The organism is Sneathiella sedimenti (genome assembly GCF_017313765.1).
In the GTDB taxonomy this organism is placed as follows: Bacteria; Pseudomonadota; Alphaproteobacteria; order Sneathiellales; family Sneathiellaceae; genus Sneathiella; species Sneathiella sedimenti.
This window is the reverse complement of record NZ_JAFLNC010000003.1, coordinates 461,154-481,175: the sequence shown is the minus strand read 5'-3', so window position 1 is coordinate 481,175 and position 20,022 is coordinate 461,154. Positions and strand designations below refer to the sequence as shown.

Sequence of the window (20,022 nt, the reverse complement as noted above, 5' to 3'; positions counted from 1 at the left end):
TTGGTGGGCTATGTAGGTTCGGCACCCCGTCAGATATTCGATTGTCGGCAGTGTGTATGACAACGCCGAATGGGATAGGCACAGATTGTATGGTTTGGCGTAACAACGGAGTATTTCAGCGGCTGTTCTGGCTGATCGTGCTGACGGGGACAGTCCCTGCCGCGGTTTCAACGACGCTCCCGCCGACCCACTGGTGCCTTAACTTCTCTGAAATATCCGCGCTGTTTGAATTGCCATCTGTTGGATGCTTTGGCGGAAGCAGTATCGCGCCCGACTTTCTAAGCCCGCCAGTCACATGGGTCTATCTCGCCCTGTTTTGCATCGGCCTGATCATTGCCATTGCGCAGAACAAGATATTTCGTGTGGTGGCCCTCCTTCCCTTTCTTCTCCTCTACGCAAGCCCGGTTACAGAACTGAGCGTCTATCCGGGCGACCAGCTTACACCGGATTATTTTGAGCCCAAGTCACGGCAGACCGCCGCAACGGTTGAGACCACAGTGAAGGAAATCCTGCCCGACTATGACCTCGGCACACCGGAAACCGATGCACAATATGCCGGTGTTCGTAATCTGGTGGCGGTCGTCCAGGAAAATATTACCGGGTATGACCAAACGGTTAGCCGAATTTCCCGCCTGAAAAAGGAACTCGAGGCTGCACGCGCGCGCTCGGCCGACGCCGAAAAGGTTCTGGAGGACACGCAGGCGGCTTTCGAAAAGCTAAAGCTGCTTGGGGGAATGGCGAAAAAAGCCATCAAGGCAATTGAAGAACTACTGGAGCGCGCCAAGGCGGATCAGCAGAAAGCGCAAAGCAAAGTTGAACGGCTCAAGAAAGAGATTACCGAGTTAAACAACAATAGCAAAACGCTCCATGCCAGCTTCATCACCAACCTGAACGCTCTGAATACGGAAGTCACCCGAAGTCTCTCGATGAAACCAAATCAGAACATCCGTTTCTGGACACTGGTTATCAGCGCCGCATCTTTCCTGGCCCTCACCCTGTTTGCCTTCGGCAGTCGAATTCGAAGTCCGGAATTTGCCCTCTCCTGCCTGGTCGTGATTGTGGTTGCCTTCTATCCCATGGCAAAGGCGGCGGCAGGAGTTTCCTTTTCTCAAGGCTTGTTTTCTCTACTGCTCGCATCTTATGCGCTGGTACTTTTTGTTGTGACAGCCATCAGCTTACGGCTGTTCGCCCTTGCGATCCTCCAGAATATCCCGATTTTTGCCCAGTTCGAGCGGAGAAAATACGCGTCTTATACGGTATTTACCGCGTTGAGATGGATCCCGATCGGCCTGTGTATACTCGCGGGCCTGTGGTTTTCCCTTGAAATCGACACCCGCGCTCAGGATGCCGTCTATGGCGTTGAATGCACCGAGGAAGGAACCGGTCTTTTCGAGTGCGCGACACCGACAACGGAAACCTTGGTGGTCCGGGGTGAAGACTCCAATCTCGAGCAGGACATATATAATTCTGTGGATGCCGCCTTTCGGAAGCAGGAAATTCAGCTCGAGAAAATGCTGAACAACTATCGGCAGCTTGCGAAATCCTCGCCCCGGCAAATCCCTGCCTTCGTGGATAAGGAATTCACGGCCCTCTATCCGGACGGCAAAGCACTGGTGCAAAGCGTTCCAAGCCTGAGGCTTCCGGAATGCAAGCTTCACCAGGTGGATTGTCATGTAACGCGGAAAGTCAAAATCGCGATCATCGATGCCTATGATTTTACACGGAAAAGACAACGGGACAGATTAAACGTGCTGACCACTGACCTCTCCACGCTGTCGGGTGAGGAAGCGGAAAAGCACCTGCGGGAGATAGAGCTGTATCTCAGCACAACCCTCGACGCAACCAAACGCAGCGTGCGCAATATCATCGCCGATGTCTTCTGGACTGTCCGGAGCCTGAACCTGCTGGCTACCATGATCCTGATTGTCGCGGCCGTGAAGAGTTTTGCCTATATCTTTGCCCGCGTCGCCTTCAAGAGTGAGGCGGGGAATGCCCTCCCCATCGAGACTTCCAGGCCGGTTGAAAACCCAGAAGTCCCGTCAATTCCCGATATCAAGAGTGGATTTGATCCGGAATACATCTTCCCGCCCGGCGAATTCGGCAAATATTACATCAAGCCCGCGCTGAGCCCCTCTGGCTCCTCGCAGGACATTGCCTGGCCGCAGCCGCATAAGGCTATTCTTCGCCGGTTATTCTCCGGCACCTACAAAATGGTCAAGGTGGACCCGAACGAAGACCAGAATGACACTATTTCTATCCAGACCTCGCAGGGCCGGCAATTTCTGGAATGGAACCTCAAACCCGGCGAACGCGTGTATTTTTCACAAGGGAATCTCGCTGCTTTCAGCGAAACAATTCGTCTTGAAACGCAGGTTTCGCTCTGTCTGACGGCGATGGCCTTCGGCCGGATGTTCTTCTCCGTTGCCGAAGGTCCCGGCAAGCTGGTGTTGCGCACTTTCGGGAAACCGGAAATCTATACGTCGAGAGATAACTCCCGGGCTATCGATCCGCTCCGTTTTATCGGCTGGAGTGATGCCGCCCATTTTCATATCAATTCATCTTCGAGCCTTGAAAATATCTATTTCCACTCCGCACAGATCCGCTTCGCTTATGGCGGGGCGGCTATCGGAGATGTTTCAGAGAACGGCAAGAGAGGAGCGGGTGCAATCCGCTTTATTCCGCCTGTCTTCCTGCCCTTCTAAGACGGTTCCTCATCCCGCCATTCGTCGCCGAGCAATTCCGGATCGTTGTAGGCATAGAAATCTTCAAGATGTGCCGTCGCACCTTCCTTAAAAAACTCGACGGCGAGCGCATTCACCAACCGCATTGCGCCGATATTCACACCCGGAATATCACTGCTTACCGCTGCGTGGCTAAGCGTTGTTGCCGCATTAAAGAGATGAATACGGTTGAGGAACGGCGCGGTGCCACCCTCCTTTTCAAGAAATTCAAAGGCGGGGCCGAGATAGGGAAACTGTCCCAATTCCTTGCTCGCCACTTCCGCAGGTGCATCGAACCGATCCCGCCATAATAAAATCCTGCTGGCAAATTCCGCCAGTTCCGGCTGGCCATGGATATCGATTGCGTATCCGGTACCAAGGATAATGAAATCACCGCTATAGTATTTCGGGCCCGTCTCGAGTTGAACCTGCCCGCCCTCCATCCTCACGGCATTCACGTCGACACCCGTATGGATATGGAAATTATCATATTCCTTGAGGCGTAACATCGACAAGCGGGGGGCCGCAACACGGCTGCCAAGACCATGATGCAGGAATCGCCAGCGGGTTTCATCGTCAAGCGTTGAAAACCCTCTGAAATAGCCGGGGTAAACCGTGCTCTTGAATTTATTGAGTCGTGGAATTTCCGGCGCCCGCATCAAAAGGTGAACTTCCTTTGCGCCGTTCTCAAGCGCCGCCGCGGCACTATCTACCGCCGATGCCGCGCCCCCGATTACAAGCACCTTCTTCTCCGTCAGTGCCTTGAAATCAATTGCATCTTCTGTGTGGGCGTAGCAGTTATCAGGAAGGCTCTGAAAGACGCCCGGCAATCGTGTGCCCCCGAATGCCGCGCGCCCCGTTGCCAGAACCACACGCCGTACAAGGAGGTCAAACTCTCCCTGAGGTCCGCCAAGGAATAATCTCAACAGCTCTCCTTCAGGCGTGATCTTAAGTAGCCTTGTATTATTCTCCGTCGGAATGTCGAGGACCTGCCGATACCAGCGCAGATAATCCATCCATATGTCTGTCGGGATATAACCCAGAGCATCCCAGCCCGCACCCCCCCATTGCGCGCGGTACCAGGCCTGAAATGTCAGGGAGGGAAGCCCCATATGCGGCCCTGTCAAATGCTTGGGTGACCGCAGGGTCTTCATCCGCGCGGTGGTCGCCCAGGGCCCTTCAAAGCCCTTCTCGCCCGCGTCAAATATTCGGAAATTCCGTATTCCCTCCCGCAGCAGGCCGAAGGCCACGGCCATGCCGCACATCCCACCGCCGATAACGGCAACATCAAGAACCGCCTCCCCTCCACCGTAGTTGAGTGGCTTGACCCAATTGGCCGGCGGATAATTCAGAAATCCCAATTCGCGGCGTATTTGATTTTCCAGCGCCGCTAGTCCATGCTTTTCGATATTCATTAATTTTACTTTTTTATTTTTGGATGGGCTCAGCATAAGACATGATTCCATAAATTCATCCGAAATCTGTCGATGGCGCGAACTTGACACTAAGCCCCGATGTTGAAATAAGTCTTACGAACGCAGCACCGCGTGCTTTGAATTAAGGCCCGCGCGGAAGGAACAGGGGGATATCGTTGAAAGCAGTCATCTTGGCCGGTGGGCTCGGCACCCGTATTTCAGAAGAATCCCACCTCAAGCCAAAGCCCATGATCGAAATCGGCAATTTTCCGATCTTGTGGCATATCATGAAGATTTATTCCCATTACGGCATTCATGATTTTGTCATCTGCCTCGGCTATCGCAGCTATGTAATAAAGGAATATTTCGCCAACTATTTCCTGCATCGCTCAGATGTCACGTTCGACCTTGAAAGCAACCAGATCACCTATCATAAGGCAAAGGCAGAACCCTGGCGCGTCACGCTTGTGGAAACCGGTGAGGCGACAATGACCGGCGGTCGCCTGAAACGCGTCGCGAGCTATCTCGATCCTGGTGAGACCTTTTGCATGACCTATGGCGATGGCGTGGCCGATGTCGATATCGCCAAACTGATCGCCTTTCATAAGGCTGAGGGACGCGAAGCCACATTAACGGCAGTGGCACCTCCGGGCCGGTTTGGCGCAACGGTGATCGAAAATGGCGCGGTAAAGGAGTTTGTTGAAAAGCCTGCTGGCGACAACGGGCTGATAAACGGTGGTTTTTTTGTGCTGGAACCCTCTGTTCTGGAGCGAATTTCAGGCGACGACATGCCGTGGGAGAATGATCCGCTCACCAGCCTCGCGGCGGATGGACAGCTCTCGGCCTATCGTCATCGCGGTTTCTGGCAGCCGATGGACACCTTGCGCGAGAAAAATTATCTTGAAAACCTCTGGAACAGCGGCAAGGCCCCGTGGCAGGTCTGGGACTGAACGCGAGGCAAATGAAATGACTTCCGCCACTGTTAATTCGGAATTCTGGAATGGACGCCGGGTCCTGCTAACCGGCCATACGGGCTTCAAGGGCGCCTGGGCTGCAGCCTGGCTCGTCAAGATGGGGGCAAAGGTTACTGGCGTCTCCCTTCCGCCAGAAGGCGACTTCTCCCTCTATAACAGCATTCAGGACCAATTGCCTCTCACGTCCCATTTCATCGATATCCGCGACGCGGAGGCGCTCACCACAGTGGTTCGGGAGAGCAATCCGGAGATCGTGCTTCATATGGCGGCGCAGGCGCTTGTCCGTCGCTCCTACAGGGAGCCGACCTATACCTATGAGACCAATGTCATGGGAACGGTGAACCTGCTGGAAGCTCTCCGGGAGCTGGAGGACCTTAAAGCCGCGCTGATCATTACAAGTGACAAGGTTTACCAGAACATAGAGGATGGTCGCGCCTTCAAGGAAACCGATCCGCTTGGTGGCGATGATCCCTATTCTTCCTCCAAGGCGGCGTGCGAAATCGCGACCGCCTCCCTCGCGAAAAGCTACTTTCTGGAAAAGGGTGTTCCTGTCGCGACGGGACGCGCCGGGAACGTGATCGGCGGCGGGGATTTTTCCGAAGACCGCCTGATTCCCGATATCTGGCGCGCCGCAAAAGCCGGGCAAAGCGTTACCCTTCGCTACCCAGGCGCAACCCGGCCATGGCAGCATGTTCTGGAATCCGTTTCCGGCTATCTGGTCTTCTTGCAGGCGCTTGCGGGCGACAGTGGCAACGCGCTTCCCAAGGCTCTCAACTTCGGGCCACAGGGCGGCGAAGTGGTGACTGTCGGGGAAATCGCCCGCGAAGTTCAGAAAGCCTTCGGCATTGAACAGGACTGGGCGCTCGTGAACGAGGAACAACCGCCAGAAAAATCCCATCTCGCTCTCGATGCGTCGCTGGCAAAGAAAGCACTGGGCTGGCAGTCGAAATGGACGTCGACAGAAACGCTGACAAAGACGGTCGAATGGTATAAAGCCTTTGGCCAGACCACCGATATTTACACCTTTACCCTCTCGCAAATTGACGAATACGAGGCCCCTTTATGACGAGCCCCCTTAGCTGCCGTTTCTGTCATCAGGAGTTGACCCGGACATTCGTGGATTTGGGCTCGACACCGCTCGCGAACAGCTATCTGCGCCAAGAGAGCCATATCGCAGCTGAAAAATCCTATCCCCTGCACGCCCGGGTTTGCGAAACATGCTTTCTGGTGCAAGTTGAGGATGTTGTTCCGGCAGAGGACATTTTCTCTGATTACGCCTACTTCTCCTCTTTCTCCAGCAGTTGGGTTGAACATGCAAGGCGCTACGCGGAAAAGCTTAGCAGCGAACTTAACCTGGGCCCGGACTCCCTTGTTGCGGAAATTGCCAGCAACGACGGCTACCTGCTAAAGCATTTTGTTGCAAAAGGCATTCCCGTACTTGGCATCGAGCCGGCGGCGAATGTGGCGAAATCCGCCGAAAAGGTGGGCGTAAGAACCGAGGTGGCTTTTTTCGGTATCGAGACGGCGACACGGCTCGCGAAGAGCGGGCTTCAGGCGGACCTGATGGCCGCCAACAATGTCATGGCACATGTCCCGGACATTAATGACTTTATCGGCGGCATTCCCATCCTGCTCGGAAAAGACGGGGTTTTCACCATTGAGTTCCCTCATCTTCTGAACCTGATCGAAAAGGTCCAGTTCGACACCATCTATCATGAGCATTACTCCTACCTCTCCCTTCTGACGGTCGAGAAAATACTGGAGGCTCATGGCCTGAAACTGTTCGATGTCGAGGAATTGCCGACCCATGGCGGCTCCCTGCGTGTCTATGCCTGCCACGAAGGCGCAGGAAAATATGCTGAAACACCGCGATTAGGCGCCCTTCGCAAGAAGGAGACTGCCGCCGGTCTCGATACGGTCAGTGCCTATCAGAATTTCACACCACGGGTTGAAAAAGTGCGCGATGATCTTCTCTCCTTCCTGCAAGCCGCCAAGGCGGAAGGAAAGAAAGTCGCGGGCTATGGTGCCGCGGCAAAGGGCAATACACTACTCAATTACTGCGGCGTGGGCCCTGACCTCATTGAGTTTGTTGTCGATCGCAATCCCGAGAAACAGGGTACCCTGCTTCCCGGAAGTCATATCCCTGTTTTCTCACCGGAGAAAATTTGGGCGGAAAAACCGGATTATGTCCTGATCCTCCCCTGGAACCTCGCGGATGAAATCTCCAGTGATATGGCGGCCGTTAAGGACTGGGGTGGGCGTTTCGTTATTCCAATTCCTGAACTTGAGATCCTTTCATGAAACTCACGGAAACCGAAATCTCAGGTGTTTACCTTGTTGAGCCCGAATTCATCGAAGACGAACGCGGCCACTTCACGCGGAGCTTTTGTGAAACGGAATTCAATGACGCCGGTATCGGCTTTCTGCCGGTCCAGTGCAATGTATCCTACAATAAAACAGCATATACATTGCGCGGAATGCATTTTCATGCCGCTCCCTATGAAGAAACCAAACTCGTCCGGTGCAGCGCCGGAAAGATATTCGATGTCGCCGTGGACATTCGCCCAAGTTCCCCGACTTTCAGCAAATGGGTAGGCTTTGAGCTCAGCCGGGAAAATGGGCGTGCCCTTTTCATCCCGGCAGGATGTGCGCATGGATTCCTGACTCTGGAAAATGACTGCGACGTATTCTATCAGATGAGCCCAGCCTATACGCCCGGCCATGACCGCGGGTTTCGCTGGGACGATCCTGCCATCGACATCAACTGGCCCGGTGAACCAAGGATTATTTCGGAGCGTGACGCCAATCTACTCACGCTGGATGAGGCAATCCGGTGACGCATTGCCTGGTCACTGGCGCCACGGGCTTTATCGGATCCCATGTTGTCCGGCGGCTCCTCGATGAAGGATGGCAGGTTCTTTCAACCTCGCGCAGTTCGGCGCCGACGATATCCCAAAACCATGAGCATATTGCCCTCGACCTGCATGATCCAGAAGTCGTGGAACAGGTCATTGAAAGTCGTCGACCGAGCCACATGATCCATCTCGCCTGGGAGGCAACGCCCGGAAAATTCTGGCACTCGACAGAAAATTTTCGTTGGATTGCCTCAAGCGCCGCTCTCCTCGATGCCTTTGTCCGGCATGGCGGTAAAAAGGCGGTGCTGGCGGGAAGCTGTGCCGAGTACAAATGGGAAAACTCCCCTCTCGATGAAGAAAAGTCTCCTCTAAATGCGACGACTTATTATTCTGCCTCCAAGCTCGCCTTCAAAGAGCTCGCCGAGGTCATCGCAAAGGATATTTCTTTCATTTGGGCGCGAATTTTCTTTCCCTACGGCCCCGATGAAGATGAAAACAAGCTGATTTCCTATATCTTCCGGGAAATCTCGGCGAACCGACTGCCCGCAATCCAGACCCCGGATCGCGCTGTCGATATGATCCATGTCGAGGACGTCGCAACCGCGTTAGGGAAACTTGTCGCATCGGATGCGGTTGGAGTTGTCAATATCTGCTCCGGATCTGCACATCTCCCTCATGAAATCGCGCTTGAATTTTCTAAACTGATGGAGAAGCCGGCCTTGGAAAAGAGCCTGCGCGAAAGCGTTGAAGCACATCACGCAAATATAACTGTCCGCGGTACCAACAAGAAATTGGCGACCCTGATGGACGCACAGCTCCCCAATTCTCTCGCTCACGGCCTTCGCACATATTTGCAGCCTAGAAGTACAGCGAAATAATAACAATAGGTCTATTTATTCTGGCTCTTCTGCAGAATAAAGATGACCTCATCTCCTGAAGACATGACATGCCGGATGCGGAAGTCCAGATCATATTTTTTTGCCATGCCCGTAATCATTTCGACCATGGCATTCGTGTCCCATACATGGAAATGTATGGAGTAATCATCATCGATTAGCTTGTTGACGAGTGCTTCACGTTCAGTTTCTGTCTCCCACCCGGGACGCCCGATATCCTCAAGATCTGCCAGCGCGACAAATTCCTCGAAATGTTGCCGCTTTGACCATTCCGGGCCTTCAGAAAAATCTCTCTCCAAATGAGCAAACTCCGTGACCGGACGATCGCGATCGAAAGTTTCTTCCTTGTTTGGAATGGCAAGAAATAAAATGCCGTCCTCCTTAAGAACCCGATAAACATTGTGAAAGAACAGTATGGGATTCTGAAAATGCTCGACGACATGGTTGGCGATAACAAACTGCTGACTAGCATCCGGAATTGGGTCGAGCGTCTCACCGTTGGCGACAATATCCGGCGCCAGCACCCTGTCGGCTGGCATTTCTGGATAGCTAGCCTTGAGTTCCTCTATGGAAAATCGATCAACATAACTGACCTTTGCAGTCGGGACGACATCCAGGGGTCGTCCCAGGCCGCCGATTTCGATACCTTCACCATCAATGTAGCGGGCGGAAAGTACCATGCGATTATGGCTGACAACCCGCCCAAGGCGGCGACTATAGTCCTCAGACAACCCAAATAGATGCCGCATAAAGAAAAGTCGGATCGAAGCGGGAATCTTACTTCTCAGGCGAATTGACATAATTCAATACTTTCGAAAATTTCAACTTTTTCGGCCCAGGTTATCCCGTAAAAATTGATTTGAATTAAAATATATTCCCTTATTTTTTTGCATTTGTAAAATGGAAAACAGAGTTTAAACAAACCAGAATTATACGCGCATCTACCCTACTCTTGCGGCGCATCTTTGGATAATAAAATAGCCAAGAAAAACACTTTTATTGTATATGCAGTGTCTGACTGACAAGTATGAGTAATGAATTGCCCCTGATTTCGATTGGAATGCCGCTCTATAATGCCGAGAAACATATCCGGCAGTCTTTAGATAGCCTGTTGCGCCAGACGCACACGAATTTCGAAATCATCATTTCGGATAACTGCTCCACTGATGATACCGTCGGCATAGTTCAGACGTATGCAGCGCGCGATAGCCGAATTAAAATATTCCAGCAGCCAAAGAATATCGGCCCGATCCCGAACTTTCAGTTTGTTTTGCAGCAGGCCCGCGGTGACTATTTCATGTGGCGTTCCTATGACGATTGGTCGGACGATAATTACCTTGAAACGCTGGGCCTCCTGCTCGACAGGGACAATTCAATCGATCTTGCTGTCGCCAACATCGTAAAGGTTAAGGAAGGTGAGGAAAAACCGATCCAGCTCGATCTTGCAAAGGCGAACGGATCGACTACCTTTTTGTCCTCCCTCCATATGCTCAAAATATCCCATCCGGGATGGATGTATGGCCTGTTCAGGCGGCAAGTCGCCCTTAATGCCATTAACGATGTGGTCGAAAATTTCCCGCATGTCTGGGGCTGGGATCACCTGATCCTGTTTCCAACCGTTTCCCGAAACCGTGTTGGGGCGTCCAGTGAAACCCGGTTTTTCCAGCGGGAAACCGGCATTTCCCACAGCCGGTATCGGCCCAAGTTACCGAAAGAACAGGTTAGTCTGGCCACGGATTTTTACCGTGTCTGCCTGATAAGCTATCAAGAATCGGATGCGCCGTTCCTGGCGAAACTCGCCATGGTCTTTTATCTTTTAAGATATACGAGCTCGAAAACAGAGAAATTTACCCGGATTTTACGCATTGCGCTAAAGCTTCGCAAACCGTGACTTTCAGCGCAAAAATAATGCTCATTCATTGCAAAGAACCCGGTGATTGTTTATAGAGAACCAACGAGTATTTCGAGCACTCCGGCTCCTCAACTAAACGGACGACTAAAGTGGATATTTCACGCGACCAAATCAAAGAGGCAGTTATCGCTGCTGGTTCAGATAATGAAGAATTTTTTCATTTTCCGGTGGTTGAGGACGGGCTCTACCTACAGCAGGATCCGGATGAGTACGCCGATTTCGTTCACTTTATGGCGACTGAGTTGCCGCCGTCAAAATTCGCGCTTGATATCGGCGTGGCATCCGGCGGCCAGACAAAGTTCCTGCGCGATTACTATAGCATCGAAAAAACTGTCGTCCTTGATATCGGGCAACATCCGAATTTCAAGCATTGGGATCGCATCAAGAAATCCGTAAACACGAATATTGTCCTTGAACTGATCATGGATTCTCACTCGAAAGAGGCCCGCAAGGCCCTGCTTCCCTATCAGGGACAATTTGATTTTACCTTTATCGATGGGGATCACAGCTACAAAGGGCTGATGCAGGATATTGAACTTGCCAAGGAAGTCGTCAAAAAGGGCTGCATTTTCGTATTTCATGATACGGGTGCGGTGCCGGATTGCGTGCGTGTGTTCAACAAACTGCAGAAAGATCCGGATTTTGAAATGCTGGCCAACTTCGATACCCGCTTTGGCATTTCCGTCTTCCGTTATTTGGCGGTAAACGGTCCGAAAACAGGCTTGCGGAAAACGATTTCCAAGCTCTTTTCATAAAGATGATGTAGGAGATGACGGCATCTTCCATTGCGGTTGTGCATTTGGTTCGAAAATCAAATGGCATCGAGCCTTTCAGGAAATTCATCTCCTCCTACAAAGCGCATAAAGAGCCGCTGGATCATGATCTCGTCCTGATTTTCAAGGATTTTGACCAAGACGAGAACGCACTTTACCTCGATCTGCTGGATGGAACGGAATTTATCCCTTACGATTTCCCGGGGGACTCCGGCCTCGATCTTGGCCCTTATATCGAGGTAAGCCGAAAGCTAGATTACACCTATTTTTGCTTTCTCAATTCCTTTAGCGAAATCCAGTCCGATTACTGGCTTACCCATCTCCATACCTGTCTCGTTACCTCACCCGATGCCGGCATTGTCGGCGCGACCGGTAGCTGGGAAAGCACCGGGGCGGATGATCCTCCCTTCCCCAATCCCCATATTCGCACGAACGGGTTTATCATTGCCGCTGATATCATGCGGCAAATAGAGTTTATCGAGATAAAGACAAAGGACGACGCCAGACATATGGAGTCCGGCCATAACGGCATTACCCGGCAAGTTCAGAATATGGGGAAGCAGCCTTATGTTGTCGATCGAGGCGGCACGTCCTGGGCAGTAAACAACTGGCCCGACAGCGCGACATTCCGAAGCGGAAATCAAAGGGCGCTACTCATTTCCGATAACAGAACCAGAGCATTTGAAGAAGGCGACGACTGGACACAAGAGTATCTTTTTGATTTAGCCTGGACTGGGAAACCGTCAAAAGCCAATCCCTTCAAGCGTCACAAGCTGCGTCATCAATTACGCAGATTGATGGAAAAAAGACGACCGAAAGCGTAAGGTCTTTAGCTATAGGCCGGCTTGCGTTCGCGGCTCGGGCTGACGCCGTAATATTCACGGTAGCTTTTGGCGAAATGCGAATGCGTTGAAAACCCGGAAGCAATATAGATTTCCGTAATGGACATGCTGGTCTGCAAAAGCAGCAGGCGTGCATGCTCAAGCCGCATTTCCATATAGTATCGCGCTGGCGAGCGCCCGGTATGCTGCCGGAACAGGCGCTCCACCTGCCGGACGGAGATTCCGACCATTTCGGCCAGATCGTCGGGCGACAGGGGCTCTTCTATATTCTGCTCCATGATTTCAACAATGGTGAGAAGCTTCTGTGATTTAGCGGCAAGGTGAAGCTTTCTGACAACCTGCTGCTTGTCGCTGTGGCTTCGGATCCGGTCATGCATGAACTGCAAAGAAATATCATAGGCGAGCTTCTCGCCATGTTCCTTTCCGATGATATGAAGCAAAAGGTCAATGGCGGAGGTACCGCCGGCGCAGGTGTAACGTTTGCGGTCTATCTCGAAGATGCTGCCCGTGAAAATGAGTTCCGGATAACTCTCTTTCAGGCTGATTGCGCCTTCCCAGTGGATCGTGCAGCGGTAGCCATTCAGGAGGCCGGCCGCCGCGAGGATAAAGGTTCCGGTGCTGAGGGCTCCGATCTCAGTCCCATGATGTACGATACGGCGCAGCTCCGCGAGGAGATGTTCGTCCTTGATCTTGTCCGTTCCGATTCCCCCGCAGACAAAGAGAATATCCAGGCAGGCCGCATTCGCGAGCGTCATGTCGGGCAAGATACTAATCCCGTTGCTGGCCTGAACACTTTGCCCGTTTGGTGTGATGATATGCCAGTCATAGAGATGACGGCCGCTCATGCGATTGGCAGATCGCAGTGGCTCGATGGCGCTGCTGAAACATATCATGCTTGATTGGTCGGTCAGGAGGAACCCGACCTTCTTGATTTTCTCCGCCATACGCTGCCTTTGGTGCCTCCCCAAACAACCATAGCAATCAGCCGCGGGACCACCGGCCCCATGCCGCTCACAGAACAGTAATTCAAAGATTTTGCTAATCAAAGAAAAATCAGAGGCGGTTGATCACGCTATTTGGCATCATGAAAAATAATGCCGAGCGTGTAACGCTGGCCGGCCAATACATCGCTCACCCCGTGACGCATGGTCACGCGTACGGAACCGGTTTTCCCTTGAATAGGGCGCTGATTAACTGCGAAGACAACCGCATCCCCCTTTTTCAATGGGACAACGCGGGCGCGCGATTGCTGACGCGCGCGCTGTTCGGTCAGGATAAATTCCCCGCCATCAAAATCAGCTCCCGGGGTGCTTAGTAAAATGGTCATCTGCAGGGGAAAAAGATGCTCGCCGTAAAGGTCCTGATGTAACCGGTTATAATCGCCCGCGTTATATTTCAGGATCAAAGGTGTCGGCCGCAATTGCCCGGCCGCATGGCAACGCGCGGTATAGTCTGCAAGCTTTTCCGGATATTGCACCCCGTCGGAGAGACGCTCGGACCAGTCATTGGCTATCTGAGCAAGCGGCGGATAAAAATCCTCTCGCAGCCGGGCCACCGGGTCAGGAAGAGGGTAGGTAAAATATTTATATTCTCCCTGACCATAGCCATGCTGTTGCATGATGATATGGCGGCGATAAAGCGCTTCATTTCCGAACTCATTGATCAGCGACGCACAGTCTTCCGGTGCCAACAGGTTTTCAAGGCGTGCAAAGCCGTTTCGATCTATGTCCTCGTTTAGTTTCCGCCAATCGATGTCTTCGCTATTCATCCTTCTCTCCTGCCATGATAGAGGATTCCCAGTCTTGCCTTTTCCAGCTTAATATCTTCCCGGAATTCGATGTTAATTTTTTACACCGACCGGGAGAAAACTTCCCTATGCTGTTACGGCGGCTTTAAGGAGAAACAGATGAAAGACAGAGGCCTCGTCACGGTAACCGGTGCGTCCGGCTTTATCGCGCTTCATACAATTCGTGACTTGCTGGGGCAAGGTTACTCGGTGCGTGGAACGGTGCGGGATACCGGCCGGGTGGACAGGCTGGTAACGTCGCTGTCGAAATATTGCGATGTCACGAACCTGACCTTTGTCCGTGCCGATCTCGGCGAGGATTCGGGATGGACGGAGGCCATGACAGGGGCAGACTACCTGCTGCATATGGCATCCCCGCTCCCCGCCGAAGCGCCACTGGATGAAAATGAACTGATTATTCCCGCCCGAGACGGGGCATTGCGGGCAATTCAGGCTGCTGTCGACGCTGGCGTGCGCCGCATCGTGATGACCTCCTCCATCGCCGCGATCTCGGGCGGCCATGATAAATCACTGACCCTTGATGAATCCCATTGGAGTGATACGGCCAAGGACATTGGTGCCTACCCGAAAAGCAAGACGATTGCCGAGCGGGCCGCCTGGGATTACATCAACTCGTTATCCGAAAGCCAGAAGCCAGAGTTTGCGGTTATCAATCCGGGATTTGTTCTGGGCCCTGTTATTGATACGGATACCAGCGCCTCTCATGAAATTATACGCCGGTTGATAGCGCGTGAAGTACCGGGCCTTCCGAATATCGGTTTTAGCCTGGTCGATGTCAGGGATGTTGCCGCCGCACATGTAATAGCCCTGACTCATCAAGAGGCTCCCGGAAATCGCTACATCTGTGTAGCGGAGTCCATGTCGTTTCGGGAGATCGCCCGGCTCCTGCAATCGCATCTGAAGGAACAAGCCTATAATATCCCGCAGCGGTCGGTTCCCGATTGGCTGGTTCGTACTCTTGCGCTTTTCAGCCCGACTTTCCGTCTCATCGTTACCCGACTCGGTCCGGCAACAAAATTTGACACGACACGCATTCGCCAACAGTTCGACTGGACTCCTGTTCCCATGACACAGTCCATAGCCGAGACAGCGGACAGCATGATCGCCCATAGAATTGTCTGACGCTTAATGAAAAGATAAACCATGAGAGAAAAATCCCCTCACCTTTATGGCGTCTTGATTACAGCCGCGGGTGTGCTTCTTCTGACTCCGGACGGGCTGCTTGTGCGTCTTATTGGGGCAGATAGTGCAACCATCCTTTTCTGGCGTGGCATTCTGTTTTCAATCGGCATCTTCGGCTTCTATCTGCTGCGCCGGGGGGTCGCCACACTGGGCCTTGTTCAGGCGATGGGCAAGCGTGGCCTGCTCGCTGCTCTCCTATTCTCGCTCAGCACCTGCTTTTTTGTGCTGGCTATTACGCACACCAGTGCCGCCAATGCGTTGGTGATTATTGCCACGGCGCCCTTGTTTGCCGCCTTGTTCTCCTGGTTGATTCTTAAGGAAACGATCTCGCTCTCCACCTGGATCGCCATTGGCGTCTGCATCGGTGGCATCAGCCTTATCTTTTTGGGGAGTGTGGGGGGTGGCAGCCGTGACGGCGATTTCTACGCCATAATCTGCGCCTTCATGATTGCCGGACAGATTACGACTGTACGCCATGCCCGGAGTGTCGACATGGTTCCCTCACTGGGTATTGCCGGACTATTAACGGCGCTCATCGCCTTGCCGTTTAGTGCCCCGTTGGCCATTACCGGCCTTGATTTTATGTATCTTTGTATCCTCGGGCTGATTGTCCTGCCCTGTGCCTTCGGTCTGATCACGATAGGTCCACGGTACATTTCCGCGCCGGAAGTCAGTCTACTGATGTTGATGGAAAGTATTCTGGGGCCGTTCTGGGTATGGCTTGTCTTAGCAGAAGTGCCTCGCCCGGAAACCTTTATCGGTGGCGCCATCGTAATTGCGACACTCGTGATCCATACAGGGGTTGCCTATCGCAAGAGCCGTCCAGTGCCCGCAAGAGGCTAGATTGTCTCTTCGCGATAGAAGATATGGCTGCCAACCTGGCCAAGCTTGCTTAGGTGTGCACTCCATCCTGGGGAGACATAAGAGGCGTGATAGTGGGTTGCCCGTTTGGCAACGCCGCTCCGTTCGCCTTTCATGACGAGCGCCACGACTTTCAGAGCTTTTTCCCAGGCTGACGCGTTCTTGGGCCGGTCAGGCTGTCCGTCACAGGCAAAAGAGAACTGGCACTTGTTCCGCATATGCTGATTCTGAAAGACAACATCACAGGCCGTATCGGGATATCGCGCATCTACTATGCGGTTGAGAATCACTTCTGCAATGGCAACCTGTCCGACGAGAGGCTCACTCCGGGCTTCAAAATAAACCGCCTGTGCGATGCACATCTCCTCCCTTGTGAACGCCCGGCCAAAGAGATCAACCGATTCAATCGAATCGTCAAGCTTATCGCCACTTGGCATATCCAGATTCGGAAGATTGCCAAACGCGCTGGGGAGCGCGGGAAGTTCTGCAAATTTCTTGTCAAGACGCAGCAGATTGGCGTGCTTCACCGCGCCGGACGCCGAGATATGCTCAATCGGCTTTGCTGACGCACCAATTTGAAGGAGAAGGCTGAACCCGACGCCCATGGCCACCAGAATGCTCAAGGCCCCTAGGAACACGCCAAATTCTTGCGACTTCGCATTCGTCATCGAAACTATCCTATTTAAGGGGCTCTGCATCATCACTTTTCCATTGTTATATAATTTGTAAAGCTGAATTCAACGCCTACTTCAACCTTGGTAATAGATTCTACCGACTCACCTTGACTGTTCTCATCCCCCTAATATGGGATGGGCACCTGTTTATTTTACCTTGCATTAACCATCCTATTTGATTGATGGTTAACAAAACCTCACCAAGCCCCTCTGAAAGGGTTTGCCGCAACTACGATTTAAATATATAAATCAAATAGTTATCCGAAATTCAGAAGCATTTCAGAGAATAGCCTTACTCATTTATGCTTCTATACCTCAAATGAGGTATATGCCGAAACATCACGTTATGATCGTTACGGCGGAATAATTACCCGAACGACCCGAAGGTACCGATTTTTATCCGGGCGGATGACTTGGTATCAGAGAAAAATGTAATATACAAGAATTTGTAACCATTCTTCCTGCGACAAGAGGTAGCAGCAGACAGAATCTTTTGCAGCTTGATCGCAACAAGCGCCGAAAAATGCGAAAAAAGGTAACAAAATCTGGGCATTACCTGCCTAATTTTTGAGCGCGCTGCTTATAAAATAGGGTTCCACAGATTTTTTTTGTTATTTCCGTTTGTTTTCCTTGCATCAATTGATCTAGCTGTTATATCAGCTTATCAGAATTTTCAACTAGAATAAAAAGTGTATGGTTTTATTGATGAATATCACGTCGCTCCAAGATAAGGCGCATGACGCCAGCCGTTTTCTAAAGGCAATCTCCAACAAACATCGTCTTATGATTTTATGCAATCTCGTCGAATCGGAACGTTCCGTCGGCGAGCTTGAAAAAATTGTAGGATTGAGCCAGTCGGCCCTGTCACAGCACCTCGCCCGTCTTCGTAAGGAAGAAGTCGTCAAGACACGTCGCGAGGCCCAGACAATCTATTATTCCCTGCAGGACGAGAATATCGTCGATGTCCTTCGCTTGCTCGAAGACATTTTTGTCGGTGAATCCAAGCTTGCAGAAGTTGCTTAATCTGCGACCCTCATGGCGGGCGGCCATATAATGTGGCCCCCCGCACCTTTCCCCAGTCGTATAGAATCAGCTCGTGGCGCTAGTCGTCGATCAGAATAACCTGTTTCCCGGTCGCATCCCGCCTCTCCATCGCGCGCAATGCATCTGAAATCCGCTCTAGTGGCCAGGATTTCCCGATAATTGGCTTCAGGTTCTTTTCCTCAACAATCTTTCTGAGCGCGATCCTAACACGTTCCCCCGCCTCCGGATCACGACGGCCAAACTCACCGGCACGGACCCCAATGACGGCGCACCCCTTTTTCACTGCGAGATCCGTCTTGAGAACGCCGAACTCGCCGCTCGCGAACCCCGCCACCAGCAACCGGCCCGACCAGGCAATACAGTCAAGGCTTCGTTCAAAGAAAGAACCACCGACGGGGTCCAGAATGACATCCGCGCCCTTGCCCTTCGTTATTTCCTGCACCCGCTCCGGGAAGGCGTCTTCGCGATAGTTGATAAGATGATCCGCTCCGCTCTCCTTAGCGATGGCAAGCTTTTCTGCGGAGCTTGCAGCGGCAATAACCGTCGCGCCCAGCGCTTTTCCAAGCGCAACTGTGGCCTGCCCCACCCCCCCGCCGGCGCCCAGCACTAGCAGGGTTTCCCCATCCCTCAATTTCCCCCGTTCAACAAGCGAGACATAGGCCGTCAGGAAGGTGACGGAGAAGGCTGCCGCCTCGGCAAACGACAGGTTTTTCGGCATCGGTTCAAGCTGGGACGCCGTCACCGTCGCATAAGTGGCGAACGCCCCGGTCTTGCTCTTGTAGAGAACCGCATCGCCGACTTTATAGGGCGCGGTGGGATCCATCGTTTCCTCAACGATACCCACCCCTTCCATACCGAGGGTGAAAGGCAGTTCCGGCTTGAACTGATACTTCCCATAGGTCATCAATAGATCCGGAAAATTGAGCGCTGCGGCCTTCAGACGGACACGCAGCTGCCCCGATTCAAGTGATTTCAGGTGCTGAGGCTCAAGCTTCACCCCATTAGGACCGCTGAGGTCGTGACATATCGTCGCGCTGGCAAGTTTGTCAGTCATTATATGTTCTTTTTATTCTAGACCCTTTATTGCTACCTTATTCCGCCTGTTGATTGCCAGTACAATTTACAATCTTGTGACTGGATCGTGACAGGCAAAAGGAGTAACTGTGGCGCTGTCCCTGATGGAACGAGGTTGAGTGCAATGGCAGGCTTGGAAATATCATATCTGGCGGCGGCCGGTGGCGGCATCATCAGCTTTCTGAGCCCCTGTGTCCTGCCACTGGTGCCCGCATATCTCTGCCTGGTTGCCGGGACAAGTCTGGAGGAGCTATCGGAGCCTGATCAGAAAGGCAGAGCCAAGGGTATCGATTGGCGGGTCGTGGCGACGTCGATAATATTCGTACTCGGCTTTTCGACTGTCTTTGTCCTGCTGGGCGCCTCCGCCTCTTATATTAACCGGCTGCTTATCGAGCATCTGGAGCTGCTATCCCAGATAGCCGGCGCCGTGATCATTATTTTCGGCATTCACATGACGGGGCTGGTCCGGATACCGCTGCTTTACCGGGAAGCCCGTTTCAACAACATTGACAAGCCGCAAAGCTGGCTTGGTGCCTATGTGATCGGCCTGGCATTTGGTTTTGGATGGACCCCCTGTATCGGGCCCATCCTTGGCACCATCCTTGCGATCGCCGCAAGCGAGAGCTCGCTTGGATATGGCGTGAGCCTGCTCGGCGTATATTCCCTTGGGCTGGGAATACCCTTCATTCTCGCCGCCCTGGCGATCAATCGGTTCCTCACTTTCATGAGGAAATTCCGTCGTTATTTCAAGTTAGTCGAAATGGGAACCGGTCTTATTTTAATTGCCACCGGTCTGCTTATCTTTACGGGTCAGTTCCAAATATTGGCCTATTGGTTCTTGGAAACTTTTCCGGGCCTTGCCAATCTCGGCTAGGCTCACTCGATTAACTAAAGAACGATGTGAGCCCGAATACGGCGATCGCCATAACGGCGATTAACCATGTTGCTTTTACTTCATCTGACATCTTCAGCATTCCTAAACCAGACAGCTGT

General features: G+C 52.5%; 19 protein-coding genes. 13 read left to right on the top strand and 6 right to left on the bottom strand.

Annotated features, from left to right (window positions below; translation table 11 throughout):
• The first annotated feature begins 89 nt into the window (after window positions 1-89).
• Window positions 90-2,702, top strand: coding sequence for an AIM24 family protein (locus J0X12_RS11575; protein WP_207045857.1), 2,613 nt, complete (start codon window positions 90-92; stop codon window positions 2,700-2,702).
• Here the strand turns inward: J0X12_RS11575 and J0X12_RS11570 are convergent.
• Window positions 2,699-4,135, bottom strand: coding sequence for a flavin-containing monooxygenase (locus J0X12_RS11570; RefSeq protein ID WP_207045853.1), 1,437 nt, complete (start codon window positions 4,133-4,135; stop codon window positions 2,699-2,701). The two genes, J0X12_RS11575 and J0X12_RS11570, sit on opposite strands and share 4 nt — an antisense overlap.
• Window positions 4,136-4,311: 176 nt before the next feature.
• Here J0X12_RS11570 and rfbF point away from each other — a divergent pair, with 176 nt between their 5' ends.
• The 5 genes from rfbF to J0X12_RS11545 are packed head-to-tail and all read left to right on the top strand — an operon-like array spanning window position 4,312 to window position 8,842.
• A complete protein-coding gene (rfbF, locus tag J0X12_RS11565; RefSeq protein ID WP_207045852.1) occupies window positions 4,312-5,085 on the top strand; it encodes a glucose-1-phosphate cytidylyltransferase in 774 nt (257 codons plus the stop codon).
• A 16-nt stretch (window positions 5,086-5,101) separates the two neighbouring features.
• Entirely contained in the window at window positions 5,102-6,175 is a 1,074-nt protein-coding gene (rfbG, locus tag J0X12_RS11560) for a CDP-glucose 4,6-dehydratase (protein WP_207045850.1), read from the top strand.
• On the top strand, window positions 6,172-7,410 hold the full coding sequence (locus tag J0X12_RS11555) for a class I SAM-dependent methyltransferase (protein WP_207045841.1): 1,239 nt from the start codon (window positions 6,172-6,174) through the stop codon (window positions 7,408-7,410). Before rfbG ends, J0X12_RS11555 begins: the two co-directional genes overlap by 4 nt.
• On the top strand, window positions 7,407-7,946 hold the full coding sequence (rfbC, locus tag J0X12_RS11550; RefSeq protein ID WP_207045839.1) for a dTDP-4-dehydrorhamnose 3,5-epimerase: 540 nt from the start codon (window positions 7,407-7,409) through the stop codon (window positions 7,944-7,946). The genes J0X12_RS11555 and rfbC overlap by 4 nt, the downstream gene beginning before the upstream one ends.
• Window positions 7,943-8,842, top strand: coding sequence for an NAD-dependent epimerase/dehydratase family protein (locus tag J0X12_RS11545; RefSeq protein WP_207045837.1), 900 nt, complete (start codon window positions 7,943-7,945; stop codon window positions 8,840-8,842). The genes rfbC and J0X12_RS11545 overlap by 4 nt, the downstream gene beginning before the upstream one ends.
• An 11-nt stretch (window positions 8,843-8,853) precedes the next feature.
• Here the strand turns inward: J0X12_RS11545 and J0X12_RS11540 are convergent, their stop codons facing one another.
• Window positions 8,854-9,609, bottom strand: coding sequence for a methyltransferase domain-containing protein (locus J0X12_RS11540; protein ID WP_207045835.1), 756 nt, complete (start codon window positions 9,607-9,609; stop codon window positions 8,854-8,856).
• 278 nt (window positions 9,610-9,887) lie between these two features.
• Between J0X12_RS11540 and J0X12_RS11535 the strand changes: the two genes are divergently transcribed.
• From J0X12_RS11535 to J0X12_RS11525, 3 genes are all read left to right on the top strand, one after another.
• A complete protein-coding gene (locus tag J0X12_RS11535) occupies window positions 9,888-10,751 on the top strand; it encodes a glycosyltransferase family 2 protein (RefSeq protein ID WP_207045833.1) in 864 nt (287 codons plus the stop codon).
• Between the two features lie 110 nt (window positions 10,752-10,861).
• Entirely contained in the window at window positions 10,862-11,527 is a 666-nt protein-coding gene (locus J0X12_RS11530; protein WP_207045831.1) for a class I SAM-dependent methyltransferase, read from the top strand.
• Window positions 11,528-11,541: 14 nt separating this feature from the next.
• Window positions 11,542-12,369: a hypothetical protein gene (locus J0X12_RS11525; RefSeq protein ID WP_207045829.1), complete on the top strand. Its 828-nt coding sequence runs from the start codon at window positions 11,542-11,544 to the stop codon at window positions 12,367-12,369.
• Between the two features lie 5 nt (window positions 12,370-12,374).
• Here J0X12_RS11525 and J0X12_RS11520 read toward each other — a convergent pair whose 3' ends face one another.
• The gene (locus tag J0X12_RS11520) at window positions 12,375-13,331 is read right to left on the bottom strand and encodes a GlxA family transcriptional regulator (RefSeq protein WP_207045827.1); all 957 of its coding nucleotides are present in this window, start codon (window positions 13,329-13,331) and stop codon (window positions 12,375-12,377) included.
• A 128-nt stretch (window positions 13,332-13,459) separates the two neighbouring features.
• Complete coding sequence (locus tag J0X12_RS11515) at window positions 13,460-14,155, bottom strand: 2OG-Fe(II) oxygenase (RefSeq protein ID WP_207045825.1); 696 nt, start codon at window positions 14,153-14,155, stop codon at window positions 13,460-13,462.
• Window positions 14,156-14,293: 138 nt separating this feature from the next.
• Between J0X12_RS11515 and J0X12_RS11510 the strand changes: the two genes are divergently transcribed.
• Window positions 14,294-15,316, top strand: coding sequence for an SDR family oxidoreductase (locus J0X12_RS11510; protein WP_207045823.1), 1,023 nt, complete (start codon window positions 14,294-14,296; stop codon window positions 15,314-15,316).
• Between the two features lie 21 nt (window positions 15,317-15,337).
• Window positions 15,338-16,219, top strand: a complete 882-nt coding sequence (locus J0X12_RS11505; protein WP_207045821.1) for a DMT family transporter — start codon at window positions 15,338-15,340, stop codon at window positions 16,217-16,219.
• Here the strand turns inward: J0X12_RS11505 and J0X12_RS11500 are convergent.
• On the bottom strand, window positions 16,216-16,905 hold the full coding sequence (locus J0X12_RS11500; RefSeq protein ID WP_207045819.1) for a cell wall hydrolase: 690 nt from the start codon (window positions 16,903-16,905) through the stop codon (window positions 16,216-16,218). The genes J0X12_RS11505 and J0X12_RS11500 overlap by 4 nt on opposite strands.
• Before the next feature lie 699 nt (window positions 16,906-17,604).
• On the opposite strand from J0X12_RS11500, the gene J0X12_RS11495 reads away from it, so the two are divergent.
• Window positions 17,605-17,934: an ArsR/SmtB family transcription factor gene (locus J0X12_RS11495; RefSeq protein WP_207045817.1), complete on the top strand. Its 330-nt coding sequence runs from the start codon at window positions 17,605-17,607 to the stop codon at window positions 17,932-17,934.
• Window positions 17,935-18,013: 79 nt separating this feature from the next.
• On the opposite strand, the gene J0X12_RS11490 is transcribed toward J0X12_RS11495, so the two are convergent.
• Window positions 18,014-19,009, bottom strand: a complete 996-nt coding sequence (locus tag J0X12_RS11490) for an NADPH:quinone oxidoreductase family protein (protein WP_207045815.1) — start codon at window positions 19,007-19,009, stop codon at window positions 18,014-18,016.
• Between the two features lie 144 nt (window positions 19,010-19,153).
• Between J0X12_RS11490 and J0X12_RS11485 the strand changes: the two genes are divergently transcribed.
• Window positions 19,154-19,903: a cytochrome c biogenesis CcdA family protein gene (locus J0X12_RS11485; RefSeq protein WP_207045813.1), complete on the top strand. Its 750-nt coding sequence runs from the start codon at window positions 19,154-19,156 to the stop codon at window positions 19,901-19,903.
• Window positions 19,904-20,022: the final 119 nt, after the last annotated feature.

What these genes read in the sequence shown, in the direction of transcription:
- J0X12_RS11575 (WP_207045857.1), top strand. Translation starts at nt 90, where the DNA reads ATGGTTTGGCGTAACAACGGAGTATTTCAGCGGCTGTTCTGGCTGATC.
- J0X12_RS11570 (WP_207045853.1), bottom strand. Translation starts at nt 4,135, where the DNA reads ATGAATATCGAAAAGCATGGACTAGCGGCGCTGGAAAATCAAATACGC.
- rfbG (WP_207045850.1), top strand. Translation starts at nt 5,102, where the DNA reads ATGACTTCCGCCACTGTTAATTCGGAATTCTGGAATGGACGCCGGGTC.
- J0X12_RS11555 (WP_207045841.1), top strand. Translation starts at nt 6,172, where the DNA reads ATGACGAGCCCCCTTAGCTGCCGTTTCTGTCATCAGGAGTTGACCCGG.
- rfbC (WP_207045839.1), top strand. Translation starts at nt 7,407, where the DNA reads ATGAAACTCACGGAAACCGAAATCTCAGGTGTTTACCTTGTTGAGCCC.
- J0X12_RS11540 (WP_207045835.1), bottom strand. Translation starts at nt 9,609, where the DNA reads ATGCGGCATCTATTTGGGTTGTCTGAGGACTATAGTCGCCGCCTTGGG.
- J0X12_RS11535 (WP_207045833.1), top strand. Translation starts at nt 9,888, where the DNA reads ATGAGTAATGAATTGCCCCTGATTTCGATTGGAATGCCGCTCTATAAT.
- J0X12_RS11525 (WP_207045829.1), top strand. Translation starts at nt 11,542, where the DNA reads ATGACGGCATCTTCCATTGCGGTTGTGCATTTGGTTCGAAAATCAAAT.
- J0X12_RS11520 (WP_207045827.1), bottom strand. Translation starts at nt 13,331, where the DNA reads ATGGCGGAGAAAATCAAGAAGGTCGGGTTCCTCCTGACCGACCAATCA.
- J0X12_RS11515 (WP_207045825.1), bottom strand. Translation starts at nt 14,155, where the DNA reads ATGAATAGCGAAGACATCGATTGGCGGAAACTAAACGAGGACATAGAT.
- J0X12_RS11510 (WP_207045823.1), top strand. Translation starts at nt 14,294, where the DNA reads ATGAAAGACAGAGGCCTCGTCACGGTAACCGGTGCGTCCGGCTTTATC.
- J0X12_RS11505 (WP_207045821.1), top strand. Translation starts at nt 15,338, where the DNA reads ATGAGAGAAAAATCCCCTCACCTTTATGGCGTCTTGATTACAGCCGCG.
- J0X12_RS11500 (WP_207045819.1), bottom strand. Translation starts at nt 16,905, where the DNA reads ATGACGAATGCGAAGTCGCAAGAATTTGGCGTGTTCCTAGGGGCCTTG.
- J0X12_RS11495 (WP_207045817.1), top strand. Translation starts at nt 17,605, where the DNA reads ATGGTTTTATTGATGAATATCACGTCGCTCCAAGATAAGGCGCATGAC.
- J0X12_RS11490 (WP_207045815.1), bottom strand. Translation starts at nt 19,009, where the DNA reads ATGACTGACAAACTTGCCAGCGCGACGATATGTCACGACCTCAGCGGT.
- J0X12_RS11485 (WP_207045813.1), top strand. Translation starts at nt 19,154, where the DNA reads ATGGCAGGCTTGGAAATATCATATCTGGCGGCGGCCGGTGGCGGCATC.